Genomic DNA, 17,126 nt, shown 5'->3' with positions numbered 1-17,126 from the left:
ACAGGTGGTTCGCCAATAGAAGTAGTGAAACAGTATATTGAAAAACAAGGTGAAAAGTGAGGTGAAATGATATGAAAAAGCATAATAAAGCATACAAATTCCGTTTGTATCCAACAGAAGAACAGGCGCATCTTATTCGAAAAACTTTTGGTTGTGTGAGATTTATATACAACAAGATGTTAGCAGAACGAAAAGAAATGTATGAAGAATACAAAGGGAACAAGAAAGAACTAAAGAAGCAGAAGTTCCCTACCCCAGCGAAATACAAAGTAGAGTTTGAATGGTTGAAGGAAGTCGATTCATTAGCTTTGGCAAATGCTCAATTAAACTTGCAAACTGCCTACAACAATTTCTTTAGCGGTCAAAATGATTTTCCTACATTCAAAAGTAAAAAAGGTAGAAAATCGTATACAACAAATATGGTAAACGGAAATATTATACTTCTTCATGGTCATATCAAATTACCAAAACTTAAAATGGTTCGTATCAAGCAACATAGAGAGATACCACAAAACCATATCATCAAGTCATGCACTATTTCTATGACACCAACTGGTAAATATTATGTGTCTATCTTGACTGAGTATGAAAAAGAAATCATTCAAAAAGAAATAAAAACCGTTGTTGGATTGGACTTTGCAATGGCTGAATTGTACGTTAGTAGCGAAGATGAGAAAGCCAATTATCCTCGCTTTTATCGTCAAATATTAGACCGATTAGCAAAAGCCCAACAAGTATTAGTAAGACGTGCCAAAGGATCTGAGCGTTGGAAAAAACAACGGATTCGTGTAGCTAAATTACATGAAAAGGTTGCAAATCAACGTAAAAATTTCCTTCATCACAAGTCTAAAGAATTAGCTACTAATTTTGATGCTGTAGCAATAGAAGACTTGAATATGAAAAGTATGTCACAAGCACTCAACTTTGGTAAAAGTGTTGCTGACAACGGTTGGGGAATGTTCACGACCTTTTTAGCATATAAGCTACAAGAACAAGGAAAACAACTTGTAAAAATAGATAAGTGGTTTCCTTCTACAAAGATGTGTAATAGTTGTGGAAACATAAAAGACATGTTATTATCTGAACGTACTTATGAGTGTTCTTGTGGACTAAAAATAGGTCGTGACCATAATTCGGCAATCAACATCAAAAATGAAGCAATACGCTTATTATCATTAGTATAAGTAATACCAAAAACCTTTGGAACAAGGGAGTTAGCTCGGTGGTCTTAGACTAATTCGTTAGCTATCAAAAGTAACGACTAACCGAGAAGCCCCCACTTCAAACAGTCCGTAAGGACGTTAAGTGGCGGGTAGTTCACAGTCTTATAGTATTCATGTAACTTTCAAAATAGCTTCAGATAATAAAGCAACACCAAGCTGGTCTTTTGTTAATAAATTAAAATTACAAACACTAAAAGAATTACTAAAAAAACAAGACATGAATAAACTCAAAAATATTACATTAGGTGAACTATCTATCCCTTTAGAGTTATTGAATAGATGGGTCGTTAAAACAATAATCTTTATGATTTTATTTTTTTATTCGCAATATTTCGGTTAAATGTGATTAAAGGTCAATTTTTCTATAAAAAATAATAGGATTAAGTAAAATTTACTTAGGAAAATATAACGATTGGAATTCGTCTTTCGTAATCCCAAAATAGATTTCATCATAGAATGTTCCATTTGTATACATCATATTTCTTAAGCGGCCTTCCTCTACAAACTGAAGTTTTCGATGAAGGTTGATAGAAGCGGTATTAAATGAATATATTTGAATGGTTGCTTTTTGATATCTAAGCTCGAAGAAGTAATGTTTTAGTATAGTTATAATCATATCTTGCGCGTATCCTTTCCCTCTATGAGAAGGGAATACAGATATACCGTAATCAAATGTTCCATTTTTAGAATCGCAATTCGCAACATCAATTGTACCGATTATGTTCTTATTGTGATCTTCAGCAATCCAATAAAAATCATCACAGTCAGTAGAAGAACCCTTTGATATGTCGGCTATCCACTCTTCGATTTGTTCTTTCGTTCGTGGGAAAGCAATTGAATCGAGGTTTTTAAGTATTTCATCATCTAAGTCTTCGAATAAATGAATGTCTTCTTTTTGAGGTGCCCTTAGCCGTACTTTTTTACCGCTCCAATAGGATACTTTCATTATCTTCATCTCTTTCTAGTTATATTATTAAGTAAAATTATAACATTAGTGTAGTTTTTTGTATATTAAACACAAATTGTTAAATTTTTTTGTTTGAGAAATTATTTGCTTTTCTGTCGAAAGAGTAAGAATAGGGGGGATATGCCTTTCGTAAATGTTACTAAATTCTAATCGCTTTACTTTATTGAAAGCATCATCCAGTAGATGAAATAAAAAGCAAAAGGACCTGTGTCCGAAACAGGTCCTTTCGCTAGATAATGAAACTCATTAGGAGCTCACTTATTATGGTAGCAGCTGATAATCGAGCAGTCTATAGGTTAAGGGTTGAGAAAGTTTTTTCGTAGGGTGGCTGATTTTCAAGATTAGAAGAGAAGAAAGTAAAATGTTCTCTATAAATCTATTTTAATTTTTCCACATATAAGTCGCTGCTATGCAGAATAAAACATGATCGCTATTTGCTCCTTTTGTTTTAAACTTTGCATGTGGCAAAAAAAAAGGCCCTGACCGTTTCTATGCATGACCAGATGCTCTCGCCCGTCTAAAAAGAAAAGCATTTTAACATCATTGTTTTAGAATTGTAATTTTTCGGATTAATATGATAATATTTTATGATAAAGATAAAATAAAAAGGATGGTAAACATGCAAAAGAGACCAGAAGCAAATGAATATAACCCGTACTATTCAACATACATAAACTTAGTACCAGAGGGAGATATCATACATATTTTAGAAGAGCAAATGAAAGAGACGAACCTCTTATTGAAGGATATTTCTGATAGTGAAGGACATTTTCGATACGCTCCTAATAAATGGAGTATAAAAGAGGTAATCGGTCATATTGCGGATACTGAACGTATTATGGCATATCGACTTCTTTCTATAGCGAGAGGCGAAACGGCACCGCTTCCTGGATACAATGATGATATGTATGTTCTTAGAGCAGCATTTGATAAGCAATCTATGCAAAACCTTCTGGCGAACTTAACAATTGTTCGCCAATCTACTGTGCATTTACTTAAAAGTTTAGATGAAGAAGCTTGGTTACAAAGAGGTTTTGCGAATAACTCTGAAGTTACTGTTCGAGCATTGGCATGCATTACTGCTGGTCATGAACTCCATCATCGTCAAATTATAAAAGAACGTTATTTGAGTTCTGCTGCTTATTCATCCAATTGAAATATGAAATAAAAAAAGAGATTGATTCGTAAAAATTATGAATCAGTCTCTTTTTGTTTTGCGGCGTATGAGTGGAATTATAAAAATTTTTGTGTCAAAATAAAATTGTCAATGGTTTGAATGGATATTTATTTTATTTCGTGTATGATGTAAACATTCGTAAATAAAACATATAAAAGAGGAGGCATACTTTGAAAACGAAAAGTGTAGTAAATATTTTTATTTTATTTACTCTATATACGCTGTTAATGATTTACATTGGCTGGAACGGCTGGGTTTGGATTCATACGACTTTTCATATTCAATCTTGGGGATATTATGCGATTCTAGTTGGACTATTATCATACGCATATATTCTAGATCGATTGATGAAATTTACTTCACCACTTAGAACAATTGGTTCTTATTGGTTTGCGGTTATACAATATGCAGTTATACTATTACCGATAGCGGATGTAACAGTGTTTATTTTAAATTGGTTATCGTTTCCGAAAGAGCAATCTATTTTTTGGATTGGAACGATTGTTCTCATTACTTTTGTGTTTATTTTTGCATATGGAACATTTAATGCGTATAGTCCAGTCGTACGAAAATACGAGATTCATCTACCTAAAAAAGTTAGCAGTCGTAAAGCACTTCGAATCGCGATGGCTTCAGATATGCATTTTGGTAAGCTATCTGGCATGTCTCATCTTAAAAGATTGGTTCATCATGTAAATAATATGAAACCGGATATTATACTTTTACCAGGAGATATTATTGACGATCATCCAGAATATTTTATAAAAAAGAATATGGGACAAGTGATGAAACAAATGCATGCTCCTCTTGGTGTATATGGTGTGTTAGGAAATCATGAATATTACGGCGGAGCGATTCCTGAATTTTTACAAGAGATGAATAAAATTGATGTAAATATATTATTAGATGAAGTAGTGAAAATTGAAGATTGGTTTTATATTGTAGGGAGAAAAGATAAGACGGACCGAGATCGTAAAAGTTTCGAGGAATTAATGAGCAATGTAGATAAGAGTCTTCCTGTCATTGCAATGGATCATCAGCCATTTGAGTTAAAGCAAGCTGAAGCAGCAGGTGTTGATGTATTATTGTCTGGACATACGCATAGAGGACAAATGGCACCGAACCATATCATTACTAGAAGAATGTATGAATTAGATTGGGGATATGTACAGAGAGATTTATTTCATGCGATTGTTTCTTCTGGATTTGGTTTTTGGGGACCACCGTTAAGACTTGGCAGCCGGTCAGAGATAATTGAAATAGAACTTACATTTGATTAAGTAGCAAGGGGGAGATACCTTTGCTGCTTTTTATTTATTAAGTAAAGTAACTTAAAGTAGTCACCATGTTGACATGTTTTTTGGAAACGTGGTATTCTGTATTCGTCAACATGGTGACTAATATAGGGAGGAGCTACATATGGATATTAATCTCATAATGAAAGAACTGCATGCGATGCAGCAAAGTTACGCAACTTTATTTTCGGTTGTCAATAAGGTGCAAACTCGTGGGGATGAGTATTTAGAGATATTAACTTCCCGGCAACATATGGCTTTAATTGCTATTGCGCATTTGCCAATTGAAAGCACCACCCTTATTAATATTGCGAAAAAGCTAGGTACAACAAAGCAAACCGCTAATAAGTTGATTACAAGTCTTGTGAAAAAAGGGTATGTTAAAACTGTGCCGAGTAAAATAGATAAACGTTCGATCAATATGGAAATTACTCCTGAAGGAAAAAAAGCGTTAATTGCTTGTTCAGAAAAATCGACTTATTTTTTAGCAGATATGTTTCATAATTTTACAACTGATGAAATTGAAATGTTTTGGAGATTATTACAGAAACTGTATCGCTTCGATGGGGAAGAACAAGATGGTTTTGAAGAAAAAGCTAATCTTGAGGTGGATGAGCATGTACTGATAAATAATCAAGAAAAAATATTGGCTGAGTTTTCAAGACGTCGATATGGGGGGATGGAATGATGAGTAAAGTTTATTTGAGTAATGTCTTTTATGAGAAAGCAAAAGAGACTGAAAATAAGATGAAAGAAAAAATCTATGATGTAAAGAATACAGTCCAGCAATCTATTTCTCAAGCAAAAGCCAAGTTTCACCGTAACAAGAAACGAAACCAGATAGGTAATTGTGTATCGATTGCTATTGCACTACTTATTATGGCAGCTTCTTGGTTGACCGCAACAAATTGGCTATTTTGGATAGGGGTAGTAAGTATTTTAAGTAATGCCTTATTGTTTAGTATTAGCTTTATTAAAAGATAATGTAACGAGTAAAATGTATTTCCTTTTGTAATGTTATTTTTCCTAAAATTTTGATATTTCTATCAAACCCTTTTAAAATAAAAGTATATAGTTATATTGAAGTTTTAGCGGGAAATAAGGGGGAAATATGTATGTTAATTAAATCGATTATTTGTAAGGTTAGCGACGAAAAAAAGGAATTATTTTCAGCTGCTCAAGAACAATGGGGCGAGTTGAAGGCATTAGATGGTTTTTACGGACAAATCGGGGGATGGGATGAATCAGAGGCTTGTATAGTGAGTTTATGGGAAAATATGAAAATGTATCAAAGCTTTATGAATGATACACACGATAAGATTTTTTATGATAGCGATCAACAAAACACGTATACATCGTGTAAAACAGAATTATATCAATCTTTATTTGACATAACGGAGACTTCATTTTTAGACGCATTAGCACACAGTTCCTTTTTACGAATAGCAATTTGTGATGTGAAACAAGAGAGTGAAAAGCAATTTTTACATATGCAAGAAACGGTTTGGAACCCAGGAATAGCGAGAGCAGAAGGAATGATGGGCGGCGTTGTTGGAAAATCGCTTTCTTCTAATCGTTACATTGTTTTGTCACTATGGAAAGATGCAGCAGCTCACAATCAGTATGTGAAAGAAATATTCCCGCAATTACTCCATACAGCAAACCCATCTCAGCAAGTGTTGCATATGGAAGGGAAGCAGACAACATTTGTTAGTTCTTGGTCTGTATTACCTGTTCATTGTATGTAGAATGTCAGCAATTTGTCTAAAGGAGGAGTAGGCATGCCTTATCCGAAACATATTGTAAGTGCTGCCACAGTCGTGTTAAATGATAAAAACGAAATTTTACTTTTAAAAAGTCCAAAGCGGGGCTGGGAAATTCCTGGTGGTCAAGTGGAAGAAGGTGAGGCCATTCCTGTAGGTGCTATTCGAGAAGCGAAAGAAGAAACAGGAATTGATATTGAAATTGTGAAATACTGCGGAGTATATCAAAATGTTTCAAGTAGTATTTGTGCCCATTTATTTTTAGGTAAGCCAATCGGAGGACAGTTCACAACAAGTAGTGAAAGCTTAGAAGTTGGGTATTTTTCAATTGAAGAAGCGCTGCAAATGGTAACGTGGAAAAATTTCAAAGAGCGCATTTTACATTGTTTAGATGAAAGCAGTCAGCCATTTATGGTGACTTTTTAAGATAATCAAGGATAAGACAGGGGTTATTAAAGTATACCTACTGTCTTATCCTTTTGTTCTTATAAAGGGGGTAAATCAATTTTCCCTTCTTCAAATAGTACTTTCAGCATGTGCCTTGTATAGCCGGCTGCTTGGGCAAACGTAATTTTTGCAGGCATTGGAGCTTCGTTGACATCAACGAGAACGTCGATAATACATGGTCTGTTTTGCTTTACAGCTTGTTCAAAAGCAGGCATCAATTCTTCGAGCTTTTCAACACGGTAACCAACTCCGCCGCAAATTTCAGCGTATTTCGCGAAATTTGGATTGGTAAGTTCTGTACCAAACTCAATATTCCCCATTACTTCTTGTTCAAATTTAATCATGGCGATTTTATGGTTATTTAATACGACTACAATAATTGGGAGTTTATATTTTACAGCTGTTATAAAGTCGTTCATCGTCATTCCAAATCCACCATCTCCGCAAATTGCGAAAACTTGTTTATTCGGGTAAGCAATCTGTCCAGCAATTGCTCCGGGAAGACCGCAGCCAAGTGTTGCTAACCAGCTTGATAAAATAAAACGTTGATTTGTCATACGAAAATGACGTGCTGTCCAAACCGTTACATTACCTACATCTACTGATAAAATAGCATCATCATGCGCAACTTGCTGCAGTGCGTGCATGACTCTTTGAGGTTTAATTGGAACAGAAGTGTCGTTTTCTTGATTATGCAGTCTTTCTTCCCATTTCCTCATTAGTTCTTGATGGTGTTGTAAAAATGAGTGATCCGTATGTTTTTCGATATTTTGCGTGAGCCATTTTAAGGTTTTTGCGGCATCACCAGCAAGTCCGATATCTGTTGGATAACGTTTGCCAATTTGTGCTGGATCTGTGTCGATATGAAGCGTTTTGGCCTTTTCTGGTAAGAAACCTGTGAATGGGTAAGAGGTACCTATCATAATTAACGTATCCGCATTATGCATTGCTTCATATGCAGATTTTGTCCCAATTAAACCTAATCCTCCAATGCAAAGAGGATGCTCATCTGGAATCACTCCTTTAGCCGGAAGTGTTAATACAATTGGTGCTCCAATATGCTCGGCAAAAGCAAGTAAAGGTTCTTTCGCATCTCTTGCGCCTTTTCCTGCTAGAATAACGGGTTTTTTTGCTTCATTTAATGCAGATGTTGCTTTTTCTAAATCATGCTGCCTAGGGAATAACTCCGGCATTGTAAAAGCAGGTGTTGTAATTCGTGCTTTTGCATCTACTTCAAATTTTTGAATGTCATCTGGAATGGTAAGAACGGATACTCCTTTTTTGGTATAAGCCATGCGAATTGCTTGATTTACAACAGCGGGAAGTTGTTCCGCTGACATGATTCGCTGGTTATAAACAGCGACATCATCAAACATTCTTTCTAAATTTATTTCTTGAAAAAAACCAGTTCCAATTAAATCTGACTCAATTTGACCAGTAATAGCAAGGACAGGTGCTTGATCTAATTTGGCATCGTACAATCCATTGAGTAAATGTATGGCACCTGGCCCGGCGATTGCCATACATACGCCGAGTTTTCCAGTTAATTTTGCATAAGAAGCAGCTGCTAAAGCGCCAGCTTCTTCGTGGCGAACTTGAATAAATTTAATTTTATCTTGCGTTTTACGAAGCGGCTCGATAATAGAATTAATGGAATCACCAGGCATGCCATATATGTGATCGACGCCCCATTCGATCAATAAATCAATCAGTACCTCACCAGCAGTTTTTTGAAACATGGAATTTCCTCCTTACATACTGAGATACTATTATGTTTTGGAGAAAAAGGTGAAATATACAAATGGTAAGAGAAGTTCTTTTTTAATGATGACTTATAAAGGGGATAAAAATGATAATAAGTAAACATCCAACAAAAGTCCAAGAAAGAAAAGAGAGTAGTGATAAGTTCTTTTTAGCTTTCCAAAGCATTTCATGGACTGTTACATATCCTAAAGAACCGATAGCACTTCCCATTATTAATCCTGGTAAATGAATAGCTTTGCTGTTAATTACCATACCAAAGGCAGTGCTTAAACCAAGAGTAATTGATAGTAAGAAAATTATTAAGATAAAAGATAGATATTGATGCCGTGTAAATAAGAAAGAGATAATTAAGGTGAGGCCTTCAGGAATATGGTGAATAATAATAGCTAGTAAGAAAGAAAGGGTGGCTTCATGTTGCGCTGTAAAAGCAGTACCTAACGCAAAGCCGCTAGGTAGATTGTGAATAAAAATTGCAAAGGAAAGAAATAAAAAAGTTTGCTGTGCTGGCTGATTGTTATTATGTAACATAACATGATGACAGTAGTAGTCCATTAAACGCATTATTAAAATTCCAGAGGCAATGCCGAGAAGGGGACCGATTATTTCATAACTTGAAAATGTTTCTGGAATGATTTCTATTAGTAACAATCCAAGTAGAATACCTCCGCAAAGTGCATATAAGCGAAATATTTGTTTTTCCATTATACGTCTAGTCGCAAGACCAACAATTCCGCCTAATAACAACCCGCTAAATGAATAAAACGTAACAATTATGGGGAGCAAAAGTTGTTCCATAAAATCACACTCCATTTTTATCTCGCAATTTTAAACAGTAAGATTCTTATCTGAAGATTATAGAAAAGAAAATAGGTGAGATCTAGTTGTTGGCACAGTACTTGATTGTTTCAATCAATAATTAGCGGTGAGAAGAAAAGCTTAATGATGAAAAAACTCTCCACTGATGGAAGTTTCACTTTATAACAACTTATTATGATCAAGAAGAGGTTAGTCCCAATTAATTGGAAAAGGGGAGTTTTTTTATAGATTTGGAGTAAGGGGTAGCACGCACATTTTAACCTTTTTATACGCTAAGAGATTCTCAAAACTCAATATTGCCCATTTCAATTGAGACTTTGATTTGAGATAAGTTTTAAGACGTACTTTCAGCTATTTTCCGCCTATTTTAAGTTTAATTTCATTTGTCTCAAATACCCTCGTTTTTGAGATTGGATGAATCGCTTAGAGTAATAAAATCAACGTTTTTTATGTCGAATTTTGCTTAGCGTATATTTTCGTTAAAATGTGAGCGGTACGCCTACATGGAAAACAAGTAAATTACATTAATAAGAGGAACCAAAAATATTCATTTTAATGGCAACAATAAATGATGTTCTATTTTTAATAGGGAAGCAAACATTTCAAATTATTACGTAAAGGGATGCTGTTGAATGGAAGAAAAAACAGTTCAAGTGTTATGAAAAAAATTGTATCTAAAAGTGTAGAGATATTAAAAGAGTACGAAAAACCGTTAAAAGAATATGGGTTACCGTTAGTTCGATTAGGGTTAAAAATGGCAATCCAAAAGAAGTTTAGAAACAAGAAGAACAAGAGCGTAGTTGAGACAATTGTAGATGCAGGGATAGACATCGCAAGTACAAATATTCCCAAACCGGATGAACAAAAGAAAAGAGGAGGCTGGACTTACAAGAACGAGCACTGGGTACGAGATTATTATAAGAAAGACGGAACACATGTTAGAGGTTATTTTAGGGGCGGAAAAAAGGATGAGTTGTAACTTTGAAATAAAGTTTCATTAAATTGACGATTTTAACCTTTATATAAGAGCAAGTATAAAGAGCATGTTTTGAAAAAAGATTAATCAAAACATGCTCTTATTTAATGTGATCGATTAACTTCTTTATAAAGGGGTTCGACCGAGATACGTGTATTAACTATACTAAATAAAACCATAGTCCTTATAGTTCTTTAAGTAAGGTTTATGTTTTTTATTTATCTTTAAATAAAGTATAAATATATTGATTTTTCAAAGTATTAAATTTTTTTTAAGTTAGTTGAAGATTAAGAAAGGCTATTTTTTAGCCTTTTTATTCATCGGGTATCGCCACATCGCTATCAAGCTAAGAAATACAAATACCTCCAAAATGAAATTTTTTCTCACTAGATATATTTATGAGAATTAAGTTCATTTTTTCGTTTTTGAGAACAACCAATTTTTTAAGTTGATGGAGATGCGGCTGTACCCCATATTTATTGAAAACATTGCAAAGAAAGCCCCTTAGAATGTTGGTTCTTTACTCCCACCAATGCTTCATTTCACTGAATCTAACGTCCCATAGTTTAGCATTTCCGGAAACGATAATCGTAATTTCGCTTATTTTGTTATCAGATGCTAAGTTTAAAGGTTCTACGTTAGGATATTGTTCAATATGAGCTATTTTTTTTCCATCTAGCAGTATAGTGATTTCACCCTTGTCTGGAATGCTAAAATAAGAGTAGAACATCACCTCTTTCTTGTTCTCCAAGATGTAAGTATATGATTTGCTTTTATCACCTTCACTGTTATACACGTTCATTTTGGGTTCTATTTTCTTACCTGCTACGGTGAAACTTGGAAGATTTTCAGTTATGGGCATGGTTCCATTCATTTCTTTCACATTGTGTAATGCTTGAATCGGGCCTTCTCTTTTCGCCACAACATAATTGATGGTTTCTGAGATCACGATTACTCCAACTAGAAGAACAACAATAAATAGAGCCGAAGTAATAAGCTTTTTATAAGAAATTTTTGAAGAAAACCCCACTCTATAGGCAATAAATCCTATCGCTGCACCTAATGTATTAGATAAAACATCAGCTACATCAAAGCCGCCAAGATGAGTTAAAGCCTGCAACGATTCCAGAACGAGAATCGTTAAGACAAACAAGGATATGAACTTCCCAAAACCAGAACGATACAACAGAGGAATTACTATTCCAAAAGGGATAAAAGCAGCAATGTTTCCAAAGTCAAATAACCATGAAAAAGTTGGTTCTGGAAATTGAAGCGGAACACTGTTCAGAACAAGCAAAAATGTGTATCCATAATCGCTGGTTACATCATCTAATCTATTAAAAGCAAAGAACATAAAATATAAAATTAAAATTGTATATAAAATGGTTCCTGCAATGATGAATTTCCGTAACTTTGCTTCCATAATCTCTCCTTAATTTCGACATATTATTTACCACAAATTATTATTATACTAAATTGTGATTATAAAGCGTATTTTTCTTCAGGGGTTCAAAAAAAACAGAATCGTTGCCGTACCCCCTATATAATAGTAGGTAATTATTTTCTTTTTCTCTTTTAATGGACTTTTTCAGTGCCCTTATTTCCGGAGTCCGGAGGGGGTCTTTTTTCATAAGAGATCCTCATTTGGTAACGAAAAACAAGTTAGAATTTACAATTTTATTACTATTACACTGTTTTCAGTGTCCCAAAAATGATCATTTTTGTTACATTTTGTTTTAAAAAACAACAAGTTTTATAACTATTGAAGTCGTTGTAACAAAATACTGTATCAAAAGTTATTGGTAACATTATTGATTGAAGCCATTTTTGTTACTGAAAAACATGTATATATTAATAAGATTTGCTACTTTGCCCCTGATTACAAGAACGCTGGTACTGGGCCTAATCGGCTTTTAATTCCTTTTCAGGCAACCAAATCACAGTCTAGGCGGGCTCTCTCATGCAGTAGAAAAGGGAACGGTTAATTCACTTTTCATTAGTGTTTTTATTGCCTCTCGTTCTGCTGGTAAAATGATTTCTCTTAATTCTTGATTCATTGATGCAATGTCTGGATCATATGCGAAGGAAGGATCTAACCCTTCTAGGTATTCCCACAAATCGTTTAAGAATTCTCTACATTGTTGTGCTACCTCATCAGACAGAAATAGTTGATTAAAGATAAAAAAGTCGTTTGCCTCGACCCATTTTTGATTAGCATCATGATACCTTACCCTTCTTTTTACAATATTCAATTTTTGGATCGCCAAGTTTCTTTGCCCTTCTTGGTCCCACAAATTTAAAATTTCTTGTTTATCCTTGCCTGTGGCCTGAACTTCCTCCGTTAAAAACCACTCAATATCTGCTTTATTTGTATTCTCAAAGGTTAATTCTCTTACAACTCCACGAAGAGTGAAGATGGCACCGTAGGCAGTTTCCAGATATTTAAAGAGTTCGGGATACCGCTCATGTTTTTTTGTTGTGTACAGTTCAAAATCCTTAAAAACACGTTGCTGTTCATGTTTGAGCTGTTCTATTTCGCTGTTTAATTCTTTTCTGTACACATCATTTAGCTTCATTAAGTCAGAACGATGTTCATCATTGACCTTCATCAAATCAGAACGGTATGTATCATTAATTTTCATAAGTGCCGATTTATGTTTTTCAATGTCTCTGCTCAAATAATGGGAAATTGCAGTTTTTACAATGAATGTAATTCCAATGCCAGACACCGAAAGGAATCCTATAAACCTAAGAAAATCATCTTTTACAAAGTTCCAAAAAGAATGTGCTGTCTCCATACCGAATCTCCTTATCTGCTTTATTTATTTTTCCCAATATATTATAGCAAATGATGATTCTAGTTTGCATTCGATATCCTTTTTTAGGGGGACTGACGGCCAAACGCGGATTTTATACGCTAAGACAGTTTCTAAAAGTGAAATCTCATCTTTGCTACTGTAAAAAAACAATTAGCTCCTCAAGAGGTGCTAGTTGACGTAAAATTCGTTAGCGGAAGTCATTTTAAAATCTTACATGTGGACTTTTTCCTTATTCCAACGATAAACCACCAAACTAAAGCTAGAAGTAGTATGAGAAGCGGTATTCCCTGAATAAAGAGAAATCCTTTCCAAAAATCAAGTTCAGTACTGTCTGGGGAATCTGTTGCCATTCCACCTATAAAAAAAGCCATTGGAATTGCGAGTATATTTATCCCTAAACAGATCATTACGAATGACAGATTTTTTTCCCTGATTTTTGGTGAATCAGCCTTGATAATTACGAATATTCCAGTGCCGAATATAAGAAACAGTATTCCATAAAATTTAATATAACCCATAATATCCCTCCATGACTTTAATTGTACCATCAGCAAGGACAATCTTGTGCAAATTCGGATGAATATCGTATTCATGCTCGGTTAACATAACGTAACATTCTAGGAATAAAAATAAATTCTCAAAAAAAATCACCCTTTTCTTACCTTTTAATGTAAAATTATCCTTGTGTTTTGATTTTTTGGATATAGAAAGGGAGCCCTATGAAATCTTTAATAAAAATAACATGTACAGCATTTATACTTACAAGCTTAATGGCAGCTTGTAGTGAAGAAACTACTCAACCAAAGAAATCGAAAGAAATATCTGAAGAAAAGGAAAAAAATATACTACTATATGAAGAATTTGCAAAAGGCGGATCTTACAGAGCGACAGTTGAAAATGCAAAATATAAAATAGTAGATAAAATGGGGAACATTACAACTCGTGTTACAATTAATAATGTTCGAAACGATGAAAAAACAATTGATCTTTCAGAAATAAAGTATTTCGTTAAAGATGAAAAGACGGGAAAAAAATATGAAGGTCAACCTATGCCTATACACGAAGATAAATTTAAAAATGTTCCGGTTGGCTACGCTTTAACTTTTGAAATTTCATTTACGATGAAAAATCCCCCAAAAGATTTGAATAACATGTATTTATATATGGACAGTAAGATTGATCCATTAGATACCTATTGGAAACTTGATAATCTAGTATCTAAATAAAAAGATGTCTAATTTAGACATCTTTTCTTATTTAGAGCATTGTATATACTATTCATTTTTAATTTACATAACGTGTCATTATCAGAAGTTCCCCTCACCAATAATCCCCAGCTTATCAACATTCTGTGAAGCATCCTCTTCACCTACGTATGTTTCTTATTCATCCCATTATATCAGTGGTTATAAGCAATCATTATCTTTATTTCCTTTACTCCATATGTATAAAATTCCGCATAAACTAACGGCCAGCTGATGGGTTAATCATTAACTCAAGGCCAATTTATGCTTCCAATTCCGTTAGATAATTAGATAATCGCCTATAAAAGTAAGTATTTTCTGGTCAACTTATGGGTAAAGTGACACAAAGTACTGTTCTAGTGAAACCATAAGATTTAGCATATCAATTATGAAAATTGAAATTAGCAGAGAATAAAATATTCATTATTCTAGAAAAAATGTTACAATCTTAATTTTCCGGTAATTACGACCACGAAAATTAAGATTCTGCTAAGATTGGGAACTTAATCTCATTATATTTATCAGGAAAGTTCTCCTCTTACCATAACATGTTTATTTTGTTCATACTCTTTTTCTATACAAACAAAAACACCAGAACAATTCGATTTTTCAAAATATTCATTCACTTTGTGGTAATATTAATTTAAAATAATCCATACAATATTTTATTTAGAAAGGGAATATACATATGTATCACTATGTAACAGACATATAGTAACTGTAATATGTGTCGTGGACCTCCTCTTATATTTGAGCTATAAAAATATAACTTAGGAGGAATAACTATGAAAGATACTTTTTATCATTTTGTTAAACAAGCTAATAAACCTTTTCAAGGATGGAATTTCTCGTTTCTAACAGATACCGGGAGACTAAGTACAGAACCACTTCCGTGGAGCTATTCATCAATCGTATTACAGTATATGCATAGCGTAGATCACATGCTAGATATGGGAACTGGTGGCGGTGAGTTTTTATCTTTACTAACCCCGCTTCCTGCTAGAACTGCAGCAACAGAAGGATATGCTCCCAATATCGCTTTGGCAAAAGCAAAGCTAGAACCTTTAGGTGTTTCTGTTCATGAAATCGAAGATGATGCAAAATTGCCATTTGCAAACGAACAATTTGATTTAATTATTAACAAACATGAATCATATTGCGAGGCAGAAGTAAAAAGAATTCTAAAGCCAAACGGAGTTTTTATTACTCAACAAGTTGGCGGATTGGACACTTTAGAATTAAATCATCTTCTTCATGCACATACTGAAAATGAGTACAGCTATTGGGATATGCAGTATGCCACTTCACAACTAAAACAATCTGGATTTCAAATTCTTAAGCAACAAGAATACTTTCCATATCAACGCTTTTACGACATCGGAAGCATTATATACTATTTAAAAACAATTCCATGGCAAATTCCTGATTTTTCGGTATCAAAATATGAAGAGCAATTGCTTCGTATCCATAACCACATTCAACAAAACGGATATATTGAAGTAAAAGCACATCGCTTTTACTTTATAGCTTCTTTTTAATTCATCGCCTCTCCAAGCTAATTAGTCCCGCACGGAGAGGCGGTTTGCTAATAAAATCAAAAATGTTACCATCACTTGCAATATTTCTCATTTCATTGTAAAATGAAACCATAGAATACGATATGAAAACAAATCCACTTCACATATTATCAAGCATCAATAGGGATGATATGCGTTCCTTATGGGTTTTTGATAATATGTGAATTTTTATTTTCCTTAGAAATAAGACGGATCATATTACATTTATTTTCTTTATTTTTAGGAGGCATTTACCATGACATTAACAGGTAAAGTAAAATGGTTTAACAGCGAAAAAGGTTTCGGATTCATCGAAGTTGCAGACGGAAATGACGTATTCGTTCACTTCTCAGCTATTACTGGCGACGGTTTCAAAACTCTTGACGAAGGTCAAGAAGTGAGCTTCGAAGTTGAAGAAGGTAACCGCGGACCTCAAGCTAAAAACGTTGTAAAGCTATAATTTAGACAATAAAAAGGTTGTTAACACGAACGGTTAACAACCTTTTTAATTATATAAACACATATTTCACATAAAAGGAGTGGTCTCATGTATCGTAACAAAAAGAATGACGTTGCAGAAGTAGCACCGGAAGAAATCCCAGTTTGGGAATGTGAGTCAGAGGAGTGCTTAGGGTGGATGCGAAAAAACTTTGCATTTGAAAAACACCCAAAATGTCCTTTATGTGGAAGTGAAATGAAAAGCGGAGAACGTTTATTGCCTCGATTGGGATAAAATATTTGTAAGCACCTTGCAGAATATTCTCTGCAAGGTTTTTTTATACTCTCCTATAATCATTCAGATTTTACTGGGGTAGCACGCACATTTTAACCTTTTTATACGTTAAGGGATTCTTAAAACTCAATATTGTTTGTTTACATTGAGACTTTAATTTAGAGATGAATTTTGAGACGTATTTCAAGCTATTCTCAGCACATTTTAGGGTGAATTTCATTTGTCTCAAATATCCTCGTTTTTGAGATCGAATAAGTCGCTTAGAGTAGTAAAATCAACGTTTTTTATGTCGGAATTTGCTTAGCGTATATTTTCGTTGAAATGTTGGTGGTACGCCAATATTAGA

The 17,126-nt window shown here is 34.0% G+C and carries 18 protein-coding genes; 12 read left to right on the top strand and 6 right to left on the bottom strand.

The window, feature by feature from the left end; translation table 11 throughout:
- Positions 1-71 precede the first annotated feature (71 nt).
- Complete coding sequence (locus tag WAZ07_RS21620) at positions 72-1,184, top strand: RNA-guided endonuclease TnpB family protein (RefSeq protein ID WP_336474093.1); 1,113 nt, start codon at positions 72-74, stop codon at positions 1,182-1,184.
- Between the two features lie 430 nt (positions 1,185-1,614).
- Here WAZ07_RS21620 and WAZ07_RS21610 read toward each other — a convergent pair whose 3' ends face one another.
- Positions 1,615-2,169, bottom strand: coding sequence for a GNAT family N-acetyltransferase (locus WAZ07_RS21610; RefSeq protein ID WP_336474091.1), 555 nt, complete (start codon positions 2,167-2,169; stop codon positions 1,615-1,617).
- Positions 2,170-2,809: 640 nt separating this feature from the next.
- Between WAZ07_RS21610 and WAZ07_RS21605 the strand changes: the two genes are divergently transcribed.
- The 6 genes from WAZ07_RS21605 to WAZ07_RS21580 all read left to right on the top strand — a co-directional run bounded on the left by WAZ07_RS21605 (position 2,810) and on the right by WAZ07_RS21580 (position 6,851).
- On the top strand, positions 2,810-3,346 hold the full coding sequence (locus WAZ07_RS21605; RefSeq protein WP_336474090.1) for a DinB family protein: 537 nt from the start codon (positions 2,810-2,812) through the stop codon (positions 3,344-3,346).
- Positions 3,347-3,594: 248 nt separating this feature from the next.
- Positions 3,595-4,647 (top strand): metallophosphoesterase, encoded by a 1,053-nt coding sequence (locus tag WAZ07_RS21600; RefSeq protein ID WP_336474097.1) that lies wholly within the window; start codon positions 3,595-3,597, stop codon positions 4,645-4,647.
- Positions 4,648-4,786: 139 nt separating this feature from the next.
- Positions 4,787-5,350, top strand: coding sequence for a MarR family winged helix-turn-helix transcriptional regulator (locus WAZ07_RS21595; RefSeq protein WP_336474089.1), 564 nt, complete (start codon positions 4,787-4,789; stop codon positions 5,348-5,350).
- The gene (locus tag WAZ07_RS21590) at positions 5,350-5,646 is read left to right on the top strand and encodes a hypothetical protein (RefSeq protein ID WP_090912593.1); all 297 of its coding nucleotides are present in this window, start codon (positions 5,350-5,352) and stop codon (positions 5,644-5,646) included. The genes WAZ07_RS21595 and WAZ07_RS21590 overlap by 1 nt, the downstream gene beginning before the upstream one ends.
- 131 nt (positions 5,647-5,777) lie before the next feature.
- Positions 5,778-6,410 carry a YdbC family protein gene (locus tag WAZ07_RS21585; RefSeq protein ID WP_336474088.1) on the top strand — a complete coding sequence of 211 codons (633 nt, stop codon included), beginning with the start codon at positions 5,778-5,780 and terminating at the stop codon, positions 6,408-6,410.
- A gap of 33 nt (positions 6,411-6,443) precedes the next feature.
- Positions 6,444-6,851: an NUDIX hydrolase gene (locus WAZ07_RS21580; protein ID WP_336474087.1), complete on the top strand. Its 408-nt coding sequence runs from the start codon at positions 6,444-6,446 to the stop codon at positions 6,849-6,851.
- 59 nt (positions 6,852-6,910) lie between these two features.
- Here the strand turns inward: WAZ07_RS21580 and WAZ07_RS21575 are convergent, their stop codons facing one another.
- Positions 6,911-8,611: a pyruvate oxidase gene (locus tag WAZ07_RS21575; RefSeq protein ID WP_336474086.1), complete on the bottom strand. Its 1,701-nt coding sequence runs from the start codon at positions 8,609-8,611 to the stop codon at positions 6,911-6,913.
- Positions 8,612-8,693: 82 nt separating this feature from the next.
- Positions 8,694-9,431, bottom strand: coding sequence for a ZIP family metal transporter (locus WAZ07_RS21570; RefSeq protein WP_336474085.1), 738 nt, complete (start codon positions 9,429-9,431; stop codon positions 8,694-8,696).
- 649 nt (positions 9,432-10,080) lie between these two features.
- Here WAZ07_RS21570 and WAZ07_RS21565 point away from each other — a divergent pair.
- On the top strand, positions 10,081-10,431 hold the full coding sequence (locus WAZ07_RS21565; protein WP_336474084.1) for a hypothetical protein: 351 nt from the start codon (positions 10,081-10,083) through the stop codon (positions 10,429-10,431).
- 517 nt (positions 10,432-10,948) lie between these two features.
- Here the strand turns inward: WAZ07_RS21565 and WAZ07_RS21560 are convergent.
- The 3 genes from WAZ07_RS21560 to WAZ07_RS21550 form a co-directional block, all read right to left on the bottom strand.
- Complete coding sequence (locus tag WAZ07_RS21560; protein WP_336474083.1) at positions 10,949-11,851, bottom strand: VanZ family protein; 903 nt, start codon at positions 11,849-11,851, stop codon at positions 10,949-10,951.
- A gap of 535 nt (positions 11,852-12,386) precedes the next feature.
- On the bottom strand, positions 12,387-13,157 hold the full coding sequence (locus tag WAZ07_RS21555) for a hypothetical protein (RefSeq protein WP_336474082.1): 771 nt from the start codon (positions 13,155-13,157) through the stop codon (positions 12,387-12,389).
- A gap of 287 nt (positions 13,158-13,444) precedes the next feature.
- The gene (locus WAZ07_RS21550; RefSeq protein WP_396550083.1) at positions 13,445-13,765 is read right to left on the bottom strand and encodes a hypothetical protein; all 321 of its coding nucleotides are present in this window, start codon (positions 13,763-13,765) and stop codon (positions 13,445-13,447) included.
- Positions 13,766-13,966: 201 nt separating this feature from the next.
- Here WAZ07_RS21550 and WAZ07_RS21545 point away from each other — a divergent pair, with 201 nt between their 5' ends.
- From WAZ07_RS21545 to WAZ07_RS21530, 4 genes are all read left to right on the top strand, one after another.
- Positions 13,967-14,473, top strand: coding sequence for a hypothetical protein (locus tag WAZ07_RS21545; RefSeq protein ID WP_090911499.1), 507 nt, complete (start codon positions 13,967-13,969; stop codon positions 14,471-14,473).
- 803 nt (positions 14,474-15,276) lie between these two features.
- On the top strand, positions 15,277-16,029 hold the full coding sequence (locus tag WAZ07_RS21540) for a class I SAM-dependent methyltransferase (RefSeq protein WP_336474080.1): 753 nt from the start codon (positions 15,277-15,279) through the stop codon (positions 16,027-16,029).
- Between the two features lie 274 nt (positions 16,030-16,303).
- Complete coding sequence (gene cspD / locus WAZ07_RS21535; RefSeq protein ID WP_090911503.1) at positions 16,304-16,507, top strand: cold-shock protein CspD; 204 nt, start codon at positions 16,304-16,306, stop codon at positions 16,505-16,507.
- Between the two features lie 87 nt (positions 16,508-16,594).
- Positions 16,595-16,780, top strand: a complete 186-nt coding sequence (locus WAZ07_RS21530; protein WP_090911505.1) for a cold-shock protein — start codon at positions 16,595-16,597, stop codon at positions 16,778-16,780.
- The last annotated feature ends 346 nt before the right edge of the window (positions 16,781-17,126 follow it).

Source organism: Bacillus bruguierae, assembly GCF_037104725.1.
Classification (GTDB): Bacteria; Bacillota; Bacilli; order Bacillales; family Bacillaceae_G; genus Bacillus_A; species Bacillus_A bruguierae.
Note: the sequence above shows the minus strand (reverse complement) of the source record. Positions and strands in the feature narration are given on the sequence as shown.

Bases quoted from the DNA above. Each gene is read 5' to 3' on its own strand.
- WAZ07_RS21620 (WP_336474093.1), top strand. From the start codon at position 72: ATGAAAAAGCATAATAAAGCATACAAATTCCGTTTGTATCCAACAGAA.
- WAZ07_RS21610 (WP_336474091.1), bottom strand. From the start codon at position 2,169: ATGAAAGTATCCTATTGGAGCGGTAAAAAAGTACGGCTAAGGGCACCT.
- WAZ07_RS21605 (WP_336474090.1), top strand. From the start codon at position 2,810: ATGCAAAAGAGACCAGAAGCAAATGAATATAACCCGTACTATTCAACA.
- WAZ07_RS21600 (WP_336474097.1), top strand. From the start codon at position 3,595: ATGATTTACATTGGCTGGAACGGCTGGGTTTGGATTCATACGACTTTT.
- WAZ07_RS21595 (WP_336474089.1), top strand. From the start codon at position 4,787: ATGGATATTAATCTCATAATGAAAGAACTGCATGCGATGCAGCAAAGT.
- WAZ07_RS21590 (WP_090912593.1), top strand. From the start codon at position 5,350: ATGAGTAAAGTTTATTTGAGTAATGTCTTTTATGAGAAAGCAAAAGAG.
- WAZ07_RS21585 (WP_336474088.1), top strand. From the start codon at position 5,778: ATGTTAATTAAATCGATTATTTGTAAGGTTAGCGACGAAAAAAAGGAA.
- WAZ07_RS21580 (WP_336474087.1), top strand. From the start codon at position 6,444: ATGCCTTATCCGAAACATATTGTAAGTGCTGCCACAGTCGTGTTAAAT.
- WAZ07_RS21575 (WP_336474086.1), bottom strand. From the start codon at position 8,611: ATGTTTCAAAAAACTGCTGGTGAGGTACTGATTGATTTATTGATCGAA.
- WAZ07_RS21570 (WP_336474085.1), bottom strand. From the start codon at position 9,431: ATGGAACAACTTTTGCTCCCCATAATTGTTACGTTTTATTCATTTAGC.
- WAZ07_RS21560 (WP_336474083.1), bottom strand. From the start codon at position 11,851: ATGGAAGCAAAGTTACGGAAATTCATCATTGCAGGAACCATTTTATAT.
- WAZ07_RS21550 (WP_396550083.1), bottom strand. From the start codon at position 13,765: ATGGGTTATATTAAATTTTATGGAATACTGTTTCTTATATTCGGCACT.
- WAZ07_RS21545 (WP_090911499.1), top strand. From the start codon at position 13,967: ATGAAATCTTTAATAAAAATAACATGTACAGCATTTATACTTACAAGC.
- WAZ07_RS21540 (WP_336474080.1), top strand. From the start codon at position 15,277: ATGAAAGATACTTTTTATCATTTTGTTAAACAAGCTAATAAACCTTTT.
- cspD (WP_090911503.1), top strand. From the start codon at position 16,304: ATGACATTAACAGGTAAAGTAAAATGGTTTAACAGCGAAAAAGGTTTC.
- WAZ07_RS21530 (WP_090911505.1), top strand. From the start codon at position 16,595: ATGTATCGTAACAAAAAGAATGACGTTGCAGAAGTAGCACCGGAAGAA.